General features: G+C 32.2%; 21 protein-coding genes. 18 read left to right on the forward strand and 3 right to left on the reverse strand.

Features of this window, described 5'->3' with window-relative positions; genetic code table 11:
- Position 1 precedes the first annotated feature (1 nt).
- The 3 genes from P6733_RS08770 to priA all read left to right on the forward strand — a co-directional run bounded on the left by P6733_RS08770 (position 2) and on the right by priA (position 3,929).
- Positions 2 to 928 (forward strand): YihY/virulence factor BrkB family protein, encoded by a 927-nt coding sequence (locus P6733_RS08770; protein ID WP_306352411.1) that lies wholly within the window; start codon positions 2 to 4, stop codon positions 926 to 928.
- A 22-nt stretch (positions 929 to 950) separates the two neighbouring features.
- Positions 951 to 1,382 carry a DUF2147 domain-containing protein gene (locus P6733_RS08775; RefSeq protein ID WP_306352413.1) on the forward strand — a complete coding sequence of 144 codons (432 nt, stop codon included), beginning with the start codon at positions 951 to 953 and terminating at the stop codon, positions 1,380 to 1,382.
- Between the two features lie 93 nt (positions 1,383 to 1,475).
- A complete protein-coding gene (gene priA / locus P6733_RS08780; protein WP_306352415.1) occupies positions 1,476 to 3,929 on the forward strand; it encodes a replication restart helicase PriA in 2,454 nt (817 codons plus the stop codon).
- On the opposite strand, the gene P6733_RS08785 is transcribed toward priA, so the two are convergent.
- Positions 3,926 to 4,621 carry a LytR/AlgR family response regulator transcription factor gene (locus P6733_RS08785; RefSeq protein WP_306352416.1) on the reverse strand — a complete coding sequence of 232 codons (696 nt, stop codon included), beginning with the start codon at positions 4,619 to 4,621 and terminating at the stop codon, positions 3,926 to 3,928. The genes priA and P6733_RS08785 overlap by 4 nt on opposite strands.
- Positions 4,622 to 4,798: 177 nt before the next feature.
- Here P6733_RS08785 and rpsF point away from each other — a divergent pair, with 177 nt between their 5' ends.
- From rpsF to ligA, 5 genes are all read left to right on the forward strand, one after another.
- On the forward strand, positions 4,799 to 5,137 hold the full coding sequence (gene rpsF, locus P6733_RS08790) for a 30S ribosomal protein S6 (RefSeq protein WP_306352418.1): 339 nt from the start codon (positions 4,799 to 4,801) through the stop codon (positions 5,135 to 5,137).
- Between the two features lie 5 nt (positions 5,138 to 5,142).
- Positions 5,143 to 5,439 carry a 30S ribosomal protein S18 gene (rpsR, locus tag P6733_RS08795; protein WP_002987043.1) on the forward strand — a complete coding sequence of 99 codons (297 nt, stop codon included), beginning with the start codon at positions 5,143 to 5,145 and terminating at the stop codon, positions 5,437 to 5,439.
- Between the two features lie 15 nt (positions 5,440 to 5,454).
- Positions 5,455 to 5,895 (forward strand): 50S ribosomal protein L9, encoded by a 441-nt coding sequence (gene rplI, locus P6733_RS08800; RefSeq protein WP_306352487.1) that lies wholly within the window; start codon positions 5,455 to 5,457, stop codon positions 5,893 to 5,895.
- A gap of 112 nt (positions 5,896 to 6,007) precedes the next feature.
- Entirely contained in the window at positions 6,008 to 6,481 is a 474-nt protein-coding gene (locus tag P6733_RS08805) for a DUF6495 family protein (RefSeq protein ID WP_306352488.1), read from the forward strand.
- A 70-nt stretch (positions 6,482 to 6,551) separates the two neighbouring features.
- Positions 6,552 to 8,546 (forward strand): NAD-dependent DNA ligase LigA, encoded by a 1,995-nt coding sequence (gene ligA, locus P6733_RS08810; protein WP_306352489.1) that lies wholly within the window; start codon positions 6,552 to 6,554, stop codon positions 8,544 to 8,546.
- 171 nt (positions 8,547 to 8,717) lie between these two features.
- On the opposite strand, the gene P6733_RS08815 is transcribed toward ligA, so the two are convergent.
- Both P6733_RS08815 and P6733_RS08820 read right to left on the reverse strand, forming a co-directional pair.
- Positions 8,718 to 9,632: a bifunctional metallophosphatase/5'-nucleotidase gene (locus tag P6733_RS08815; RefSeq protein ID WP_306352490.1), complete on the reverse strand. Its 915-nt coding sequence runs from the start codon at positions 9,630 to 9,632 to the stop codon at positions 8,718 to 8,720.
- A gap of 33 nt (positions 9,633 to 9,665) precedes the next feature.
- Positions 9,666 to 10,448: a 5'-nucleotidase C-terminal domain-containing protein gene (locus P6733_RS08820; protein ID WP_306352491.1), complete on the reverse strand. Its 783-nt coding sequence runs from the start codon at positions 10,446 to 10,448 to the stop codon at positions 9,666 to 9,668.
- A gap of 48 nt (positions 10,449 to 10,496) precedes the next feature.
- Between P6733_RS08820 and P6733_RS08825 the strand changes: the two genes are divergently transcribed.
- The 10 genes from P6733_RS08825 (at position 10,497) to P6733_RS08870 (ending at position 18,924) form a co-directional block, all read left to right on the forward strand.
- Positions 10,497 to 11,015 (forward strand): DUF6913 domain-containing protein, encoded by a 519-nt coding sequence (locus tag P6733_RS08825; RefSeq protein WP_306352492.1) that lies wholly within the window; start codon positions 10,497 to 10,499, stop codon positions 11,013 to 11,015.
- Between the two features lie 2 nt (positions 11,016 to 11,017).
- Entirely contained in the window at positions 11,018 to 11,899 is an 882-nt protein-coding gene (gene dapA, locus P6733_RS08830; protein WP_306352493.1) for a 4-hydroxy-tetrahydrodipicolinate synthase, read from the forward strand.
- 31 nt (positions 11,900 to 11,930) lie between these two features.
- The gene (locus P6733_RS08835) at positions 11,931 to 12,440 is read left to right on the forward strand and encodes a ferritin (protein WP_306352494.1); all 510 of its coding nucleotides are present in this window, start codon (positions 11,931 to 11,933) and stop codon (positions 12,438 to 12,440) included.
- 174 nt (positions 12,441 to 12,614) lie between these two features.
- A complete protein-coding gene (locus P6733_RS08840; RefSeq protein WP_306352495.1) occupies positions 12,615 to 13,412 on the forward strand; it encodes an outer membrane protein assembly factor BamD in 798 nt (265 codons plus the stop codon).
- A 9-nt stretch (positions 13,413 to 13,421) separates the two neighbouring features.
- A complete protein-coding gene (locus P6733_RS08845) occupies positions 13,422 to 13,739 on the forward strand; it encodes a DNA-directed RNA polymerase subunit omega (protein WP_306352496.1) in 318 nt (105 codons plus the stop codon).
- Positions 13,740 to 13,746: 7 nt separating this feature from the next.
- The gene (coaBC, locus tag P6733_RS08850; protein WP_306352497.1) at positions 13,747 to 14,958 is read left to right on the forward strand and encodes a bifunctional phosphopantothenoylcysteine decarboxylase/phosphopantothenate--cysteine ligase CoaBC; all 1,212 of its coding nucleotides are present in this window, start codon (positions 13,747 to 13,749) and stop codon (positions 14,956 to 14,958) included.
- Complete coding sequence (gene porD / locus P6733_RS08855) at positions 14,951 to 15,838, forward strand: type IX secretion system protein PorD (RefSeq protein WP_306352498.1); 888 nt, start codon at positions 14,951 to 14,953, stop codon at positions 15,836 to 15,838. Before coaBC ends, porD begins: the two co-directional genes overlap by 8 nt.
- 66 nt (positions 15,839 to 15,904) lie before the next feature.
- Entirely contained in the window at positions 15,905 to 17,566 is a 1,662-nt protein-coding gene (recN, locus tag P6733_RS08860) for a DNA repair protein RecN (RefSeq protein WP_306352499.1), read from the forward strand.
- Positions 17,567 to 17,570: 4 nt separating this feature from the next.
- Positions 17,571 to 18,095: a tetratricopeptide repeat protein gene (locus P6733_RS08865; RefSeq protein WP_306352500.1), complete on the forward strand. Its 525-nt coding sequence runs from the start codon at positions 17,571 to 17,573 to the stop codon at positions 18,093 to 18,095.
- Between the two features lie 16 nt (positions 18,096 to 18,111).
- On the forward strand, positions 18,112 to 18,924 hold the full coding sequence (locus P6733_RS08870; RefSeq protein ID WP_306352501.1) for an enoyl-ACP reductase FabI: 813 nt from the start codon (positions 18,112 to 18,114) through the stop codon (positions 18,922 to 18,924).
- Positions 18,925 to 19,045: the final 121 nt, after the last annotated feature.

A 19,045-nucleotide genomic window follows, 5' to 3' on the forward strand; every position in this document is an offset into this window, starting at 1 on the left:
TATGTCTAAAGAAATTGAAGATAAGCTCGAAAAGATACCTGTTATCAGGAATCTGGTTCGATCGGGGAAAAAGGTAAAACTTCCCGGTTTTGAAGGATTATCACTATATGATTTACTTGAGCTATACGGAATCGGTATAGCCAAAGGTGCTTTTTCATATCGTGCTGGAGCCATCGCATTCAGTTTCTTTATGGCGCTTTTTCCTTTTGCATTATTTATTTTAAACCTTATTCCTTATATCCCTTTAGAAGGATTTCAAGAAGATTTTTTAAAATTCGTTGCCGAGGGCGTTCCGCCAAATACTTATGAAGCAGTAGCTTCAATTATTAATGATATTTTAAATAAAAGTTACAAGAGTTTACTTTCTTCGGGATTTATATTGTCTATTTTCTTAATGGCCAATGGTGTTAATGCTATTCTTGGCGGCTTCCAAAACTCATATCATATTACAATTACAAGAGGTTTCTTTAGGCAATATGCCGTTGCATTAGCGATGTCTATTCTATTGTCTTTCATTTTATTGATTACAGTGGCTGCTATTGTAATTTTTGAAATATTTATTCGAAAGCTACAAAGTGAAGGTGTTTTGCAGGATCAAGTATATCTTGTGGAATGGGGGAGATACCTGTTTGTAATTATTATGATTCTAGTGACAACCTCTGTGATGTTTAAATACGGTGCTAAGGAAACATCAAAAAACTCCTTCATTAGCTATGGTTCAGTTTTTACAACGATATTAATCATTATATCTTCTTATTTCTTTGGGATTTATGTAGAGCGATTTTCAAAGTACAATGAGTTATATGGCTCTATTGGTACGCTTCTTGTATTAATGATCTATATTTGGATTAACTGCATGATTTTATTATTAGGATTCGAATTAAATGCAACAATTCATAGATTAAAAAGAAAAAATTTATATATTTAGCCAAACCTTAAAACAAAAGAAAATGAAAAAGCATTTATTAACAATCTTATTTGTAGCGGTTGCTGGCGTTTTTTCAGTTCAAGCACAAGACGTTACAGGTAAATGGAAAACCGTAGATGATGAAACCGGAGAAGCGAAGTCAATCGTAGAGATTACGGAGAAAGACGGGAAAATTTATGGTAAAGTAGTTGAAATCTTAAACCCAGAGAAAAAAAACGCAAAATGCAAAGATTGTCCTGGAGAAGATAAAGATAAGCCGATTTTAGGGTTGACAATTATTAAAGGATTATCAAAAAGTGGTAAAGAGTATTCTGGCGGAAAAATTTTAGATCCAAACAAAGGAAAACTGTACAAATGCAATGTTAGCCTTGACGGAAAAGATAAATTAAACGTTAGAGGATATATTGGAATCTCTCTTTTAGGAAGAACACAAACTTGGTCTAGAGTCAAGTAAAACATATACCAACCAAAATGAAAAACACTTCAGCGATGAAGTGTTTTTTTTTATGCCTTTTGAAGAGTATCTTTGTTATTCTAAACTCAATATATGCCTTATTTCGTTGAAGTAATTTTACCATTATCCTTACCAAAGCCTTTTACCTATAGTATTACTGAAGCCGAATTCAATTATATTAAAAAAGGAATGCGTATTGCTGTACCTTTTGGTAAAACAAAAGTATATACTGGTTTAGTTATCGAAATACATCAAACGCCACCTGCTTTATACGAAGCAAAAGAAATTCACCAAATATTAGATGAAGAACCCATTGTCAATGAACTTCAAATTGAACATTGGAAGTGGATTGCATCCTATTATATGTGTGCAATAGGTGATGTATATCGCGGTGCAATGCCTTCGGCTTTATTATTAGAAAGTGAAACGATTATTTCACAAAAACCAAATACGACTATAGATCAAACGGGATTCTCGGACGATGAATTTTTAATTTATGAAGCTTTACAGCGACAAACTTCATTAAAACTACATGATATTATCAATATTCTTGGAAAGAAAAATGTCTTTCCAATTGTAAAAGGAATGATGGATAAAGATGCAGTCGTGTTAGAAGAAGAAGTAGTCGAAGTGTATAAACCCAAAATGACTCGATACGTTCGTTTGTGTGAGCAATACAGAACCAATGAAGGATTGAGTGAATTGTTACAACAATTACAAAATGCGCCCAAGCAGAAAGACGTTGTAATGAGTTTTTTCCAAATTAGCGCCACAGAGAAGAAACCAATTACCGTTAAGAAATTAGTAGAAGCAGCTGATAGTTCGAATGCTATTGTAAAGGCGCTAATTACAAAAGAAATTTTTGAAGAATACCATTTACAAGAAGATCGATTGACTGTTAAAGGTGTGGCGGATAAATATAATTTTACGCTAAGTGAACCCCAACAAAAAGCTTTTGATGAAGTAGTTTCTACTTTTGAAAATCAATCAGTTACTCTTTTGCAAGGTGTAACAGCCAGCGGAAAAACGGAAATTTATAGTAAGTTAATTGAGCAATATGTAGCGGAAGGAAAACAGGTATTGTATCTGTTACCAGAAATTGCTTTGACAACCCAGCTTGTAGGGAGATTAAGAGCTTATTTTGGTAATGATGTAGCAGTATATCATTCTAAATTCAGTAATAATGAACGAGTTGAGGTTTGGCAACAAATTAGAACGCAATCTGCAAAAGCAAAAATAGTGATAGGTGTACGATCAGCTCTATTCTTACCGTTTTCAAATTTAGGATTAATCATTGTTGATGAAGAACATGAACAAACCTTTAAACAATTTGATCCGGCACCGCGCTATCATGCACGAGATGCCTCAATTGTTTTGGCGCACAGTCATCAAGCAAAGGTGCTTCTAGGTTCTGCAACACCCAGTATTGAAACCTATTTTAATGCACAATCAGGCAAATATGGTTATGTGTTTTTAAAAGAACGCTATGGGAATGGAATGATGCCAGAGATTGAATTAGTTGATCTAAAAGATAAATACAAACGTAAAAAAATGTCCGGTCATTTTAGCGATACCTTAATTGACGCTATTACAGAAGCATTGGCATTAGAGGAGCAAGTAATACTGTTTCAAAATAGAAGAGGATATTCCCCAGTGATTGAATGTATGACCTGCGGGAATGTTCCGCAATGTCCGCAATGCGATGTGAGTTTGACATATCATAAACATAAAAACCAACTGCGATGCCATTATTGTGGGTATAGTATGGCAAACCCAACAAATTGCCATCAATGCCATAGCGTTGATTTAACGACAAAAGGATTTGGAACAGAGCAAATCCAACAAGAATTAGTTACTCTTTTTCCAGAGCGGAAAATTGGACGAATGGATCAAGATACTACCCGTGGAAAATATGGATATGAAAAAATAATTGACAGCTTTAAAAACAGAGAAGTCGATATATTAGTAGGTACTCAGATGTTAGCCAAAGGATTAGATTTTGATAATGTAAGCCTTGTTGGAATAATGAATGCAGACAATATGCTGTATCATCCAGATTTTAGAGCTTTTGAACGAAGTTATCAAATGATGACACAGGTAGCGGGTAGAGCAGGACGATCTGAGAAAAGAGGAAAAGTGTATATCCAGACTTATAATCCAGATCACAATGTGATTCAACAGGTGACAAACAATGATTATTTGGGAATGTACAATGAGCAGGTATATGAAAGATACTTATATAAATATCCACCTTATTTCCGTTTGATTAAATTGACTTTAAAACACCGTGATTTTGATAAATTAAAAGAAGGTGCTTTATGGTTGTTTAATGTGATGAAGCAAAATCTAGACATTCCAGTTTTAGGGCCAGAAGAACCACCTATTAGTAGAATAAGAAATGAATATATCCGAGTGATTATGGTGAAAATTCCACAAAATCAATCCATTGGAGGCACAAAAAAAACTATTCAGAAAATATTGAATAGTTTTGAAGCTGTTGCACAATACAGAGCTATAAAAGTTAGTGTAAATGTAGATTTTTATTAGTCAGTAGCTAAAGCCTTAACCAAATCTTCCTTCTTGTTACGACTCAGAGGAATCTTGTTAATACCTATCTCGGCAAACTTACTGTTGAACTTTTCGATTTTATCAATATTGATGATAAAGGATTTGTGTACGCGAATAAACTTGTTTTTAGGTAAGTCACTTTCAAATGCCTTCATCGTAGATAACACCAAATGATTTTCATCCTCAGTAACTACTTTAACGTAATCACCATAGGCTTCAATCCATTTGATTTTAGATGTAAATATTTTTAGTTTCTTAAGATTACTTTTAATGAAAATATGCTCTCCATCCTCGTCAATACTCTCCTTTTTCAATTGGAACATATCAATCGCTCTTTTTACAGCAGCATTGAAGCGTTCTTTTGAAATAGGTTTATGGAGATAATCAGTAGCATCATAATCAAATGCCTTTAATGCATATTCTGCTTTAGCAGTGATGAATATAATTTGAGGCTTTATCTTTAAACCATCTAATAAATCAAATCCGTTAATTACAGGCATTTCAATATCCAGGAAAATCAAATCGACAGCCTTATGGGATAAGCAATTTTTAGTTTCTATGGCATTGGAAAATTCTCCGACAAGGTTTAAATTAGAGTGCGTATTCACTAATTTTGTAACAGTCATTCGCTGTATAGTACTATCGTCAACAACTACGCAATTCAGTTTCATAAGCAAGCATTAAATTAATAAGCAGAATGGTCAATAAAAATAATTATAATATTATTGTTATCCTAAAACAATTAAGCGAAAATAGGAAAATAAAATAAAAAAGCCAAACAGGTTTGTTAGTTAGAGAATTATCATTACTTTTGCACCCATATTTTTAACAAATAAAATAGAATTATTATGAATCATTATGAAACTGTTTTCATCTTGAATCCCGTTTTATCTGAACAACAGGTAAAGGAAACAGTAAGCAAATTCGAAGATTTTCTTACTTCAAAAGGAGCAGAGATGGTATCTAAAGAGGATTGGGGCCTAAAAAAAATGGCTTACGAAATCCAACACAAAAAAAGTGGTTTTTATCACTTATTTGAATTCAAAGTAGCTGGAGAAGTTTTAGCTGGTTTTGAAACTGAATTTAGACGTGATGAAAGAATCATGCGTTTCTTAACTGTAAGTTTAGATAAGCATGCTATTTCTTGGGCTGAAAGAAGAAGAACTAAATTGAAAACTAAAGCTTAATTATTATGTCTACAATAGAGCAATCAGCTAAAGGAAAAAAAGACGGAGATATCAGATATCTTACGCCTTTAAATATAGAAACTAACAAGACTAAAAAGTATTGTCGTTTCAAAAAGTCTGGTATCAAGTATATTGATTATAAAGATGCTGACTTTTTATTGAAGTTTGTAAATGAGCAAGGAAAAATCCTTCCTCGTCGTTTAACTGGAACTTCTTTAAAGTATCAAAGAAAAGTGTCAGTTGCTGTTAAAAGAGCTCGTCATTTAGCATTAATGCCATATGTGGCTGATTTATTAAAATAAAAAACAGGCGTAATTATGGAACTTATACTTAAGAAAGACGTACAAAATTTAGGTTTTAAAGACGATATCGTAGCAGTGAAAAATGGTTATGGTCGTAACTTTTTAATTCCTCAAGGATTTGCTCATTTAGCAACTCCATCAGCTAAAAAAGTATTAGCTGAAAACTTAAAACAAAGAGCATTTAAAGAACAAAAAATTGTTGATGACGCTAAGAAATTAGCTGAAACTTTAAAAGCTATTGAAATTAAAATTTCTGCTAAAGCAGGTGGTGAGAAATTATTCGGTTCTGTAACCAATATTGATATTGCTGAAGTTTTAGAGAAAAACGGTCAATCTATTGACAGAAAATTCATCACAAGTGGAATCGTTAAACGTACTGGTAAATATACAGCTAGCGTTAGATTACACAGAGATGTAATCATTGAATTACCATACGAAATCGTTGCTGAAAAGTAATCTATCGTAATAGTATATATAAAGCCTTCTCGCAAGAGAAGGCTTTTTTTTGTAAATAAAAGTGCGGGTGCTTTGTGGTGCCCAGTTGTTTAATATAATTATTTTTGAGGATATGAAATATACTCGTTTAACAAAAGAACAATTTGAAGAATTACACCCTGAGTTTATTAACTTCTTGGCTACTCAATCTATTGATAAAGCAGAATGGGATACCATTAAGCGTGATCAACCAGAAGTAGCAGAACAAGAGTTAGATGTTTTCTCAGATTTGATTTGGGAAGGTGTATTGACTAAAGCAGAATATTTAGAACATTTTTCTAAAAGCCATATTTTCCTTTTCCATTGCTTGGAAAATCAATTCAATTCAATTGTGCTAAAAGCATTGGTTCCAGATGTTGATTTCTTAACCAAAGAAGGATTACAATGGTTGAGCGATAATATGTTTACGGAAACTGTAGAAATGCATTTAGGAAAGAAAGATTTCGGAGCAGAACGCAATGTGGCTATTTTCGATTTAATTAAAGAAGGAGCTTTCTTGAGTGATGGACGATTAATGCAGCAAATAAACAGTATTATCAAAGCGTAATTTTTTGAAATAAATACCGTAAAACACGTATTTTAGTACTCAAATATTAAATAAGTCAACCCTTTTCTGTATGGATACTTTGCAAACTATTCAAGCTCTGAGAGATGAGCTAAATCAACACAATTATAACTATTATGTTTTGGATAATCCAACCATTTCTGATTATGATTTTGATATAAAATTAAAAGAGTTGCAAATATTAGAAGATCAAAATCCTGATTTTTTTGATCCTAATTCTCCTACGCAAAGAGTAGGAGGAACCATAACTAAAAATTTTGATACGGTTCGCCATGCAAATAGAATGTATTCTTTGGATAACTCTTATTCAAAAGATGATTTATTGGATTGGGAGAAGCGTATACAAAAAGTATTAGGTGATGTTCCCTTAGAGTACACCTGTGAGCTAAAATATGATGGCGCTTCAATTAGTATTACTTATGAAAATGGAGTACTGTCAAGAGCTGTAACAAGAGGTGATGGATTTCAGGGAGATGATGTTACAAATAATATTAAAACGATTCGTTCGATTCCTTTACAATTGAAAGGAGATTACCCTGCTCATTTTGAAATTCGAGGTGAAATTGTCTTGCCAATTGCGGGTTTCATGAAAATGAATCAAGAATTGATTGAGATTGGTGAAACGCCGTATTCTAATCCTCGAAATACAGCTTCAGGAAGCTTAAAATTACAAGATAGTAGCGAAGTAGCAAAACGTCCATTGGACTGCTTGTTATACTTTATTATTGGTAATGATTTGCCATTTTCTACTCAGTATGATGGTTTGAAGAAAGCGAGAAGCTGGGGGTTCAAAGCACCGAATGAAGCAAAGCTGGCTAAGAACTTAGACGAGGTTTTTGCATTTATTGATTATTGGGATATCCATCGTCATGATTTACCCTATGAAACAGATGGTGTTGTAATTAAGGTAAATAGTTTTTATAGTCAAGAAGAACTTGGTTATACAGCAAAATCACCACGTTGGGCGATTGCCTATAAGTTTAAATCAGAACAAGTAACTACAAAATTAAATTCAATATCCTATCAAGTAGGAAGAACTGGAGCGATAACGCCAGTGGCAAATTTAGAACCTGTACAGTTAGCAGGAACTATTGTAAAACGTGCTTCCTTGCATAATGCCGATCAGATTCAAAAGCTAGATGTTCGTGTGAATGATGCAGTTTTTGTTGAAAAAGGAGGAGAGATTATTCCTAAGATTATTGGCGTTGATATTACACAGCGTGCTATAGATTCAGAACCTGTTGTGTATATAACCCATTGCCCAGAATGTGAAACAGAATTGATTAGGAAAGAAGGAGAAGCTCAGCATTATTGTCCAAATTTTTATGGTTGTCCTCCACAAATTATTGGTAGAATTCAGCATTACATTTCTCGTAAAGCAATGGATATTGAAGGTTTGGGTGGTGAGACTGTCGCTCTGTTATTTAATGCAGGTTTAATTCATAATTATGCTGACTTATATGAATTAACGAAGGAGCAAGTGATTCCTTTGGAACGTATGGCAGAAAAATCAGCGGATAATTTGATTAACGGTATTGAGAAATCAAAAGAAGTTCCTTTTGAAAGCGTTTTGTTTGCCTTGGGAATCCGTTATGTAGGAGAAACTGTAGCGAAGAAATTAGCGAAACATTATAAGAATATTGATGCTTTGAGTCAAGCCACTTTGATGGATTTGATTTTGGTAGATGAAATTGGAGAAAGAATAGCGCAAAGTGTGGTAGATTTCTTTGAAAATACAGAAAATCAGAAAATTATTCAACGCCTCAAAGAATACGGTGTTCAATTAGAAACAACCCATGAAACAGTAAATCTTAGTGATAAATTTGTGGGTAAAACATTTGTAGTTTCAGGAGTCTTTTCAAAATTCTCGAGAGATGAACTTAAAAAAGCAATTGAAGACCATGGAGGTAAAGTAGGGAGTTCGATTTCTGCTAAAACGGATTATGTGGTAGCTGGAGAGAATATGGGGCCTGCTAAGCTTGAAAAAGCTACTAAATTGAATGTAGCTATTATTTCTGAAGATGATTTCATTCAAATGCTAGAATAAGCTTTAGTGAAATCTACTTGGGTTGATTCGTTAAGATACAATATCCATCTGGATCCAAACGAGTGATTCGGTTGTGTTTCTTGAGGTTTTTTAAATTCTTGAAGATTTACATAAAAAAAAAGAAGTCATCTGTACTATTGAGATGACTTCTTTTTTTATTTATATTATTTTTTAAACAACAATAGTTCTTCCGCTATGTGATTTTGATTTGTCTGAATCAAAGTAAAAGTCAATTCGACCTAGATTAATTCCATAACAACCTACCTGATTCACTAATACTTCTACACCATCAAGGTTTTTAACCAATGTAGGCTTTTCTAAGAAAGTATGTGTGTGTCCACCAATGATAAGATCAATGTCTTTGGTTTTGGCAGCTAATATTAAATCAGATACGCGGTTAGGTTCATTTTTATAGTTGTAACCAATGTGTGACAAACAAATTACTAAATCACATTTTTGTTCATGTTTTAGAATTCGAGTCATGTCTTGAGCTACTTCAATAGGATTACTATATACCGTTTCTTTGTACATTTTTTTATCTACTAAGCCTTCCAATTGAACACCTAGTCCGAAAACACCAATTTTGACACCGCCCTTATTGAATATTTTATAAGGTTTTACATAACCATCCAATATTGTTTTTGAGAAATCGTAATTCGCAGAAATGAAATCAAATTTTGCGTGAGGCAATTGGGCTAAAAAACCTTCCAGGCCATTATCGAAATCATGATTTCCAAGAGTAGCCACATCATATTTCATCATGCTCATTAACTTGAATTCCAATTCACCACCATAATAATTGAAATAAGGGGTTCCTTGAAAAATATCACCAGCATCTAATAATAGAACATTTGGATTTTCTTTTCGAATGTTTTCTATTAATGTTGCTCTTCTGGCAGCTCCACCCATATTAGCATTTCGTGGATCTTCCGGTCCAAAAGGATCAATATGACTGTGAACATCATTCGTATGAAGGATCGTAATATGTTTGTCTGCTAAAGTGTTGAAGCTCGTTAATGGTAAACTGCTTAAACTAAGTAAAGCGGAACTAGCTGCTGTTTTTTGTAAAAAGTCTCTTCTTTTCATTTTTTTGTGCTGTATGAGTAAAACAATACTAGTTTATTCTTGAATAATTCTTGGTTCAAATGTCGTTGGAAGTGTATCTACCTCTTTGAAATAATCAATTAGAACATTTCGTAGTTTGTAATCCATGTCATATTGTGCTGTAGCCTTCTTGAAGAAATTCATACTATCACCACCATTAATCAAATAATCTGATGTAGCAACGTAATATGTTTTTTCTAAATCTACAGGTTGTCCTTGAACTGTAATACTTTTGTAAGAAGTACCGCTTTTGTCCAGAACAATTTTCATTCCTGAAAGAGGGTGTGGTTTCTTTTCGGCAATAATATATTGAACCATTTCAATCACTTGTTTCCCTTTTATAGCAGCAATAAATAAATTATTTTCAAAAGGCATAATTTCAAATGCTGTACGTGTTGTAACATTACCCTTAGGGATAATAGCGCGAATACCACCGTGGTTTAATAAACAGATGTCAATTTTTTTATGCTCACGCGCTTCAAAAACAATATTACCTCTTTGTAAAGTAACATCAGCCATTAAGCAACCAATGTTCGTTTGCCATTCACCTTTACTTTTATCCAATGTTATAGGAGAATAAGCCAAAACATTATCAAGATCTTTGTTGATATGCTCTCGGTAAGGTTTGATAAAATTCTCTATTTCAGATACTTCTTTGTATTGGTTAGTAATACCAATTTTCTTTCCTTCAATCTTATCAAGGTAGTTTTTTTGTTGACTACAAGAATAAAGAGCAGTAATTGTTATAAATAAAACAAATTGTTTTAAAACAATGTTATACTTTTTTAGATTTGTCATTCTAGGTGATACTTATTTGGTTAATTTTGTATTTCAAGCAAAAGTAATATGTTTATAAAATTTATAAAGGATTTTTCAGCAAAAAAAATATTAAAAAAGAGTTTATTTAATGTAAAGGATAACCATTCAAATGACGTTGTAAGAACAATTGGACTATTAATTGATGAGACTTATTTCTTAGAAAAAGAAGCCCTAATTAAGAGTTTAGTCAAAAATGGCATTCCAGAAAACAAAATAAAGGTACTAGTTTATCGTGATAGATTAAAGAAAAACGAAGAATATAAATACCCAACATTTAGTAATAAACAAATAGGGTGGGATGGTCAGATAAATAATGAAGATGTGCAAAATTTTGTAAAAGAAAAGTTTGACATGCTAATTAGTTACTATGATACAGAAAAATTAGCATTGATGTTAATTACAAATAATTCTAAAGCAAATTTTAAAGTTGGATTTTCAACGATAGATAAGAGGTTAAATCATTTTATGATTAATACCAATGCAGAGAATTATGAGGTTTTTACCACAGAGTTATTTAAGTATTTAAGAATATTAAACAAAGTATAATCATGCAATCATTTGTAGGTACTGGAGTGGCTTTAGTGACTCCATTTAAAAAAGATTTTTCAGTAGATACTGAAGCGTTAGTGAGAATTGTTAATTATGTGATTGATGGAGGTGTAGAATATTTGGTTGTATTAGGTACAACTGCGGAAGCAGCAACATTAAGTCAGGAAGAACAAGAGCTTGTTATAAAGACGATTATTGAGGCCAATAATGGTAGATTACCTTTGGTCTTGGGTGTAGGAGGAAATAATACGCATAAAGTAGTAGAGGAATTAAAGACAAGAGATTTTTCAGCATTTTCCGCTATTTTATCGGTATCACCATATTATAATAAACCAACACAAGAAGGAGTATATCAGCATTTTAAAGCAGTTGCAGAAGCATCGCCAATTCCAGTAATTCTATATAATGTACCAGGAAGAACAGCTAGCAACATGTTGCCATCAACGGTAATTAGACTAGCCAATGATTTTAAAAACATCATTGGTATTAAAGAAGCAGCTGGAGATATTGTACAAGCAATGAAATTAATACAGCATAAGCCAAAGGATTTCTTAGTGATTTCTGGAGATGATATGGTTACTTTACCTATGGTTTTAGCCGGTGGAGCAGGAGTTATTTCTGTAATCGGAGAAGGTTTTCCAAAAGAATTTTCTACAATGGTTCGTTTAGGATTAGATAAAAAAGTAGACGAGGCCTATGCATTACATTATCAATTAATGGACAGTATCGATATGATTTTTGAGCAAGGAAATCCAGCTGGGATAAAAGCGATTTTCAAAACTTTAAAATTATCAGAAGATACAGTGCGATTACCGTTAGTAAATGTTAACGAAGATTTAGCATCTAGGATTACACAATTTGTAAGTAAAACTGTAAATTAGTAATTATTTTTAAAATTAAAACCATAAAAATATGTTGTCAAAAACGATAGAAAAAGCATTAAACGATCAGATAAAAGTAGAAGGAGATTCTTCACAAATTTACTTGGCAATGGCTTCATGGGCTGAAGTTCAGGGATTTGAAGGAATTGCAACATTTATGTATGCACAATCAGATGAAGAGAGAATGCATATGTTGAAATTGATAAAGTATGTAAATCAAAGAGGAGGACAAGCTAAAATCTTAGCGACAAATGAGCCTTCTTTGGATTATTCTTCATTTAAATCATTGTTTAAACAATTATTTGAGCATGAAGTAAAGGTATCTCAAAGTATCAATAATTTAGTTCATATTAGTTTAGAAGAGAAAGATTATGCTACACATAACTTCTTACAATGGTATGTTTCTGAGCAAATAGAAGAAGAAGCTTCGGCAAGAACCATCTTGGATAAAATCAATTTAATTGGAGATGATAAAGGAGGACTTTACATGTTTGATAATGATATGAAAAACTTCAATGGACAAAAAGTTGTAGTACAATAAATAACAAAAATAAGAGTTTCAAAAGATGTCTGTTTAAGGGCATCTTTTTTTTGTTTTCAGGCTTTTTGAGTCCTATGAAAAAAATGTTTTGTATTCTCTAATTATTAACTAAATTTGCCGTTGGTTTTTATAGACTGTTAAAGTCTGAATAATCAATAAAACCTTTTATGAAAAATGAATAAATTTCTATCGATAATACTTGTAGTTCTTGTTTTTAGTTCATGTAGTGATCTTCAAAAGGCTTTGAAATCAGAGGATGTAGCTTTAAAATATGCCACAGCCGAAAAATTATATGAAAGTGGGAAATACACAAAAGCAATTCGACTTTTTGAACAAATAGCACCTTCTTACCGAGGAAAACCTCAGGCAGAAAAGATGTTTTATATGTTCGCACAGTCGTATTATAAAACAAAAAACCAGTATTATTTGTCAGGATATCAATTTGAAAGCTTTGCATCTGCCTATCCAAAAAGTGAAAAAGCAGAAGAAGCTGCTTATCTAGGTGCTAAAAGTTATGCGTATTTATCACCACGATATACATTAGATCAAACGGATACTTATAAAGCTATTGAAAAGCTTCAAGCTTTCATCAATAACTATCCAAATTCAACTTATATCGGTGAAGCAAATGAATTAGCTACATCTCTACGTGTTAAACTAGAAATGAAAGCCTATGAAATTGCAAAACAATATAATACAATATCAGATTACAAATCAGCAATCAAAGCATTAGATAACTTTGTGGCAGATTATCCAGGTACACCATTTAAAGAAAAAGCATTATATTATAAATTAGATTCAGCTTATAATCTTGCAATAAACAGTATTCCTTCTAAAATGGAAGAAAGATTAGCTACTGCAAAATTAGCCTATACTAATTTATTGAAGTTTAAAGAGGATACAGAATACAAAAAAGAAGCAGACAAAATGTATGCTTCAATCGAAAAAGAATTACAACAATTTTCTAAATAATAAAAAGTCATGGATTTAAAAAAGACTACTGCTCCAGTTAACACTATTACCTACAATAAGAGTACGATTGAGGAACCGACAGGTAATGTTTATGAGGCTATAACAATTATGGCTAAGAGAGCAAATCAAATTAATTCTGAAATTAAAAAAGAATTAATTGAGAAATTAGAAGAATTTGCGACTTACAATGACAGTCTTGAGGAGATCTTTGAAAATAAAGAACAAATTGAGGTATCTAAATTCTATGAGAAATTGCCTAAGCCACACGCTTTAGCAGTTCAAGAATGGTTAGAAAACAAAATCTACTATAGAGAAACAAATAAATAATTATTGGATGTCTGTTTTACGTGGTAAAAAAATATTACTAGGAGTTTCTGGTGGGATAGCCGCATATAAAACAGCTTCTTTAGTTAGACTTTTTATAAAAGCAGGTGCTCAGGTCCAAGTGATTATGACACCTGCTTCTAAAGATTTTGTAACGCCGCTTACGTTATCTACATTGTCTAAAAATCCTGTATTTTCTACATTCTTTAATGAAGAAGATGAAAATGCAGTATGGAATAATCATGTTGATTTGGCTCTTTGGGCTGATCTTTTTGTTATCGCACCTGCAACTGCAAATACACTTTCCAAAATGTGTATGGGAAATAGCGATAACCTCTTAATTGCAACTTATCTTTCCGCAAAATGCCCTGTATATTTCGCTCCAGCAATGGATTTAGATATGTACAAGCATCCATCTACTTTATCTAGCTTTAAAACACTGAAGGAGTTTGGTAATGTTATTATTCCAGCTGAATCTGGAGAATTAGCTAGTGGTTTGTCAGGAGAGGGAAGAATGGCAGAACCTGAAAATATTATTGCTTTTTTAGAGGCCGATTTAGAAAGTAAATTGCCTTTAAAAGGTAAAAAAATACTAATTACTGCAGGGCCTACTTATGAAGCGATTGATCCCGTCCGATTTATTGGGAATCACTCCTCTGGTAAAATGGGCTTTGAATTAGCGAATGCTGCAGCCCGTTTTGGTGCAGAAGTAATACTTGTTGCAGGACCTACTCATTTAAAAGTGGAAGAAGCTTCAATAAAAGTAGTAAATGTGATATCAGCCCAAGATATGTATGATGCCTGTCATCTGTATTTTGATAACGTAGATGCTGCAATTGCTGCTGCTGCTGTAGCGGATTATAGACCGCAAACAGTAGCATTACAGAAAATAAAAAAAACAGAAGATAATTTTTCGATTGCTTTAGAAAAGACAAAAGATATTTTAGTGTCTTTAGGACAGAAAAAGAAAAATCAGTTTTTAATTGGCTTTGCGCTAGAAACAGAAAATGAAATTGAAAATGCGAAGTTGAAAATTCAGAAAAAAAACTTAGATTTGATTGTCTTAAATTCTTTAAATGATGAGGGTGCCGGTTTTGGTAAACCAACGAATAAAATTACTTTTATTGATAAATCATTTAATATAGAACCAATGCAACTAAAATCGAAAGAAGAAGTTGCGGAAGATATTTTAAATAAAATAATAAAATATTATCATGCGTAAACTATTTGTATTAATGCTTTTGTTGTGTGTTGTTGGGCTACAAGCTCAAGAACTAAATTGTGCGGTTAAAATAAATTATGACCGAGTTACAAATGCGAATAATCAAATATTTAAAACATTAGAGAAGTCGTTAACGGAATTTGTTAATAACACCAAATGGTCCGGTTTGACATTCAAAAAGAATGAGAGAATAGACTGTTCGATGTTTATTAATGTTTCGGCATACAATTCTGATCAGTTTACAGCAACAATTCAAGTGCAGTCATCTAGACCTGTTTACAATTCATCGTATTCTTCTCCGGTATTTAATTTTAATGACAAAGATTTTAATTTTAAATACGTAGAATTTGAAAATCTATATTTTGATCCCAATAGTCATGACTCAAATCTAGTTTCAGTAATCGCTTATTATGCTAACATTATTATTGGTATAGATGCAGATACTTTTACATTAAATGGTGGTACACCATATTATCAGGTAGCACAAACAATAATGAATGTATCGCAACAAAGTAATTACAAAGGATGGAAGCAATCGGATGGAAATCAAAATCGATACTTTTTAATTACCGATATTTTATCAAATACATACGGACCATTTAGAGAAGCATTATATCAATACCATTACGAAGGAATGGATTTGATGAGTGAAAATCAGAAAGAAGCAAAAGAAAAGATTAAAACAGCATTAGCTACCCTAGATAAATTACATAAAGTTAGACCAAATGCTTTTTTAACACGTGTCTTTTTTGATGCTAAATCAGATGAAATTGTTTCTGTCTTTACGGATGGACCTAAAATAAGCGTGACTGATTTATTGGATAACTTAAATCGTATATCACCATTGAACTCCAGTAAATGGGGTAAAATCACGTATTAATAATTATTGAAATTGAATTGCTAAATCTTTATAGCAATCTATATAATTTACTAAAACATACTATTGATGTTAACGACGCTTTCCATTAAGAATTTTGCTTTGATAGAAAAGTTAGAGATTAATTTTTCAGATAAGTTCTCCATTATTACAGGAGAAACAGGAGCAGGAAAGTCAATTTTACTAGGAGCTTTAGGTTTGATTCTTGGGAAAAGAGCCGATTTGTCTTCGCTGAAAAATAAAGAAGAGAAATGTGTAATTGAAGCACATTTTGAAATATCTAAATACAAATTACAAGATTTTTTTAAAGAGAATGATCTCGATTATGATTCAAATACAATCATAAGAAGAGAAATATTGCCTTCAGGGAAATCACGTGCCTTTATTAATGATAGCCCAGTAAACTTACCGGAACTACAGAATTTAAGCGCTTTTTTAATAGATATACATTCTCAAAATCAAACGCAGGAATTATCAGAAGAAAATTACCAATTTCAGATTATAGATGCAATTGCAAACCATCAAGATGCAATTGTGAACTATCAATCGGGATTAAAAAAATATAAAAGCAATAAATCATTACTTAATAAGTTAGTATCTGAACGCCAAGAAGCAATCAAGGAGCAGGATTATAATACTTTTTTATTGGAAGAATTATTGGCGGCACAATTAAAAGCAGGTGAGCAAGAATTGCTAGAAACTAATTATGAAAAGCTAAATAATGTTGAGTTTATTAAACAAGCTTTAGATAAATCATTACTAGTTCTAAATGAAGAACAAGTTGGTGTATTACAAAATCTAAAAGAAGTTAAAGCCTCATTGCAGAAAATAGCGGTTTTTTCAGAAGATTACAAGCAGCTTTTTGAGAGGATTACAAGCGTACAACTAGAGTTGGATGATATCGCTGAAGAAGTAGCTCAAAGTACGGAGTTATTAGTCAATGATCCTGAAGAACTGGAATTGATAAATCAGAAGTTGCAAAGCATTTATAATCTACAGAAAAAACATCAAGTTACTACAGTAGAGGAATTAATTGAAATTCAACAGCTTTTAGATGATAAAGTATTGGCTGTAGGAGATCTGGAGTCAAAAATTGCTACATTAGAGCATACGATTACAGAACAACAAAATGAATTGGATCATTTTGCCTTGATAATTCATGAAAATAGAAACTTAGCAATACCCATTTTGCAAGACAAGCTGGTAGCTATTTTGGAACAATTGGGAATGCCTAATGCACGATTTAATATTACGTTAAACACAATGGAACATTATTATCCAAATGGAAAAGATGAAATTCAATTGTTGTTTTCAGCAAATAAAGGGTCTGATTTTGGTTTATTAAAGAAAGTTGCATCAGGAGGAGAGTTATCAAGAATAATGTTAGCAGTAAAAGCAATATTGGCTCAATATTCAAAATTACCAACGATCATTTTTGATGAGATTGACACGGGTGTTTCTGGAGAAATTGCTCATAAAATGGGTGATATCATGATAGAAATGAGTTTGCATATGCAGGTTTTTGCAATTACACATTTACCGCAAATTGCTGCCAAAGGAAATCAGCATTATAAAGTGTTTAAATCAACGGTAGGAGAAGGAACGCTATCTGAGTTGAAGTTTTTGAATCAAGAAGAGCGTGTTATTGAAATAGCACAAATGTTAGGAGGTAATGATATTTCTGAAAGTGCTTTAGTGCATGCGAAAGAATTATTAATTACGAAAAATTAGAAGTATGGAAGAAAATATTAGTTACGCAGAGAATCTATTTTTAAAAGCAGATACACTTATTACCGAAGGAAAAATTACGGAAGGGAAAGAGTTATTAGAAGAATTATTACAGCAATTTCCAGACTATGGAAGAGCTCATAATCATATTGGATGGATATATTGTACAAAGTACAGTAATTATGAAAAAGGAGAATACCACTATAAGTTGGCGATGAAATTTACACCAAAATATCCACCATCTTACTTGAATTATTCTTATTTATTGGTAGATATTGGACGCTATCAAGAGGCGAAAATATTAATTGACCTTGCTTTAAATACAGTAGAAGGGATTGATTTTGCTTCTTTTTATAGCGAATTAGGTAAGATTCATGAAATGGAAGGAGATTATTTCAAGGCTTATAAATACTACAAAGATGCAAGAAATAAAGCAATGAATCCCGCTTTTATTGATAATATGAATGCTGGCTTAGATAGGGTAAAGAATAAAATGAGTACATTTGAAAAAATTAAATTGAGATTTAAATAATATAAAAAATTACGTTATGGCTTATAATCTTTTAAAAGGTAAAAGAGGAATTATTTTTGGAGCATTAGATGAAAATTCTATTGCCTGGAAAACTGCTGAAAGAGTTCATGAAGAAGGAGGTACGTTTGTATTGACAAATGCGCCAATCGCAATGCGAATGGGTTCAATTAATCAATTAGCAGAAAAAACTGGATCACAAATTATTCCTGCTGATGCTACTTCTGTTCAAGACTTGGAAAATTTAGTAGATAAAGCTGTAGAAATTTTAGGAGGCAAAATTGATTTCGTTTTACATTCAATTGGAATGTCAGTGAATGTGAGAAAAGGAAATCATTATACAGATATGAATTATGAGTACACTCATAAAGGATGGGATGTATCTGCAGTATCATTTCATAAAGTAATGCAGGTTTTGTATAAAAAAGATGCAATGAGCGAATGGGGAAGTATTGTAGCGCTTACTTATATGGCAGCACAACGTGTATTTCCTGATTATAATGATATGGCTGATAATAAAGCATATTTAGAATCTATCGCTAGAAGTTTTGGATATTTCTTTGGAAAAGAGAAGAAAGTAAGAGTAAATACAATCTCTCAATCTCCAACACCTACAACTGCAGGTCAAGGAGTAAAAGGGTTTGATGGATTTATTGCTTATGCTGATAAGATGTCACCATTAGGAAATGCTTCTGCAATGGACTGTGCAAACTATACTGTAGCGATGTTCTCTGACTTAACGAAAAGAGTAACGTTACAAAATCTATACAATGACGGTGGTTTCTCTAATATGGGAGTAAGTGCTGAAGTAATGGAAACATTTGTAAAATAAGACGAACTTTATTGTCTTGTATAAAGACATAAAATTATAACAAAGAGCTCAGTTTTTAACTGGGCTCTTTTTTTTGGCTTTATTTTTTACATTAAATTGATTTTTTTTTTGAGGTTAAATT

It is taken from the genome of Flavobacterium aerium, from assembly GCF_030766725.1.
Lineage (GTDB): Bacteria > Bacteroidota > Bacteroidia > Flavobacteriales > Flavobacteriaceae > Flavobacterium > Flavobacterium aerium.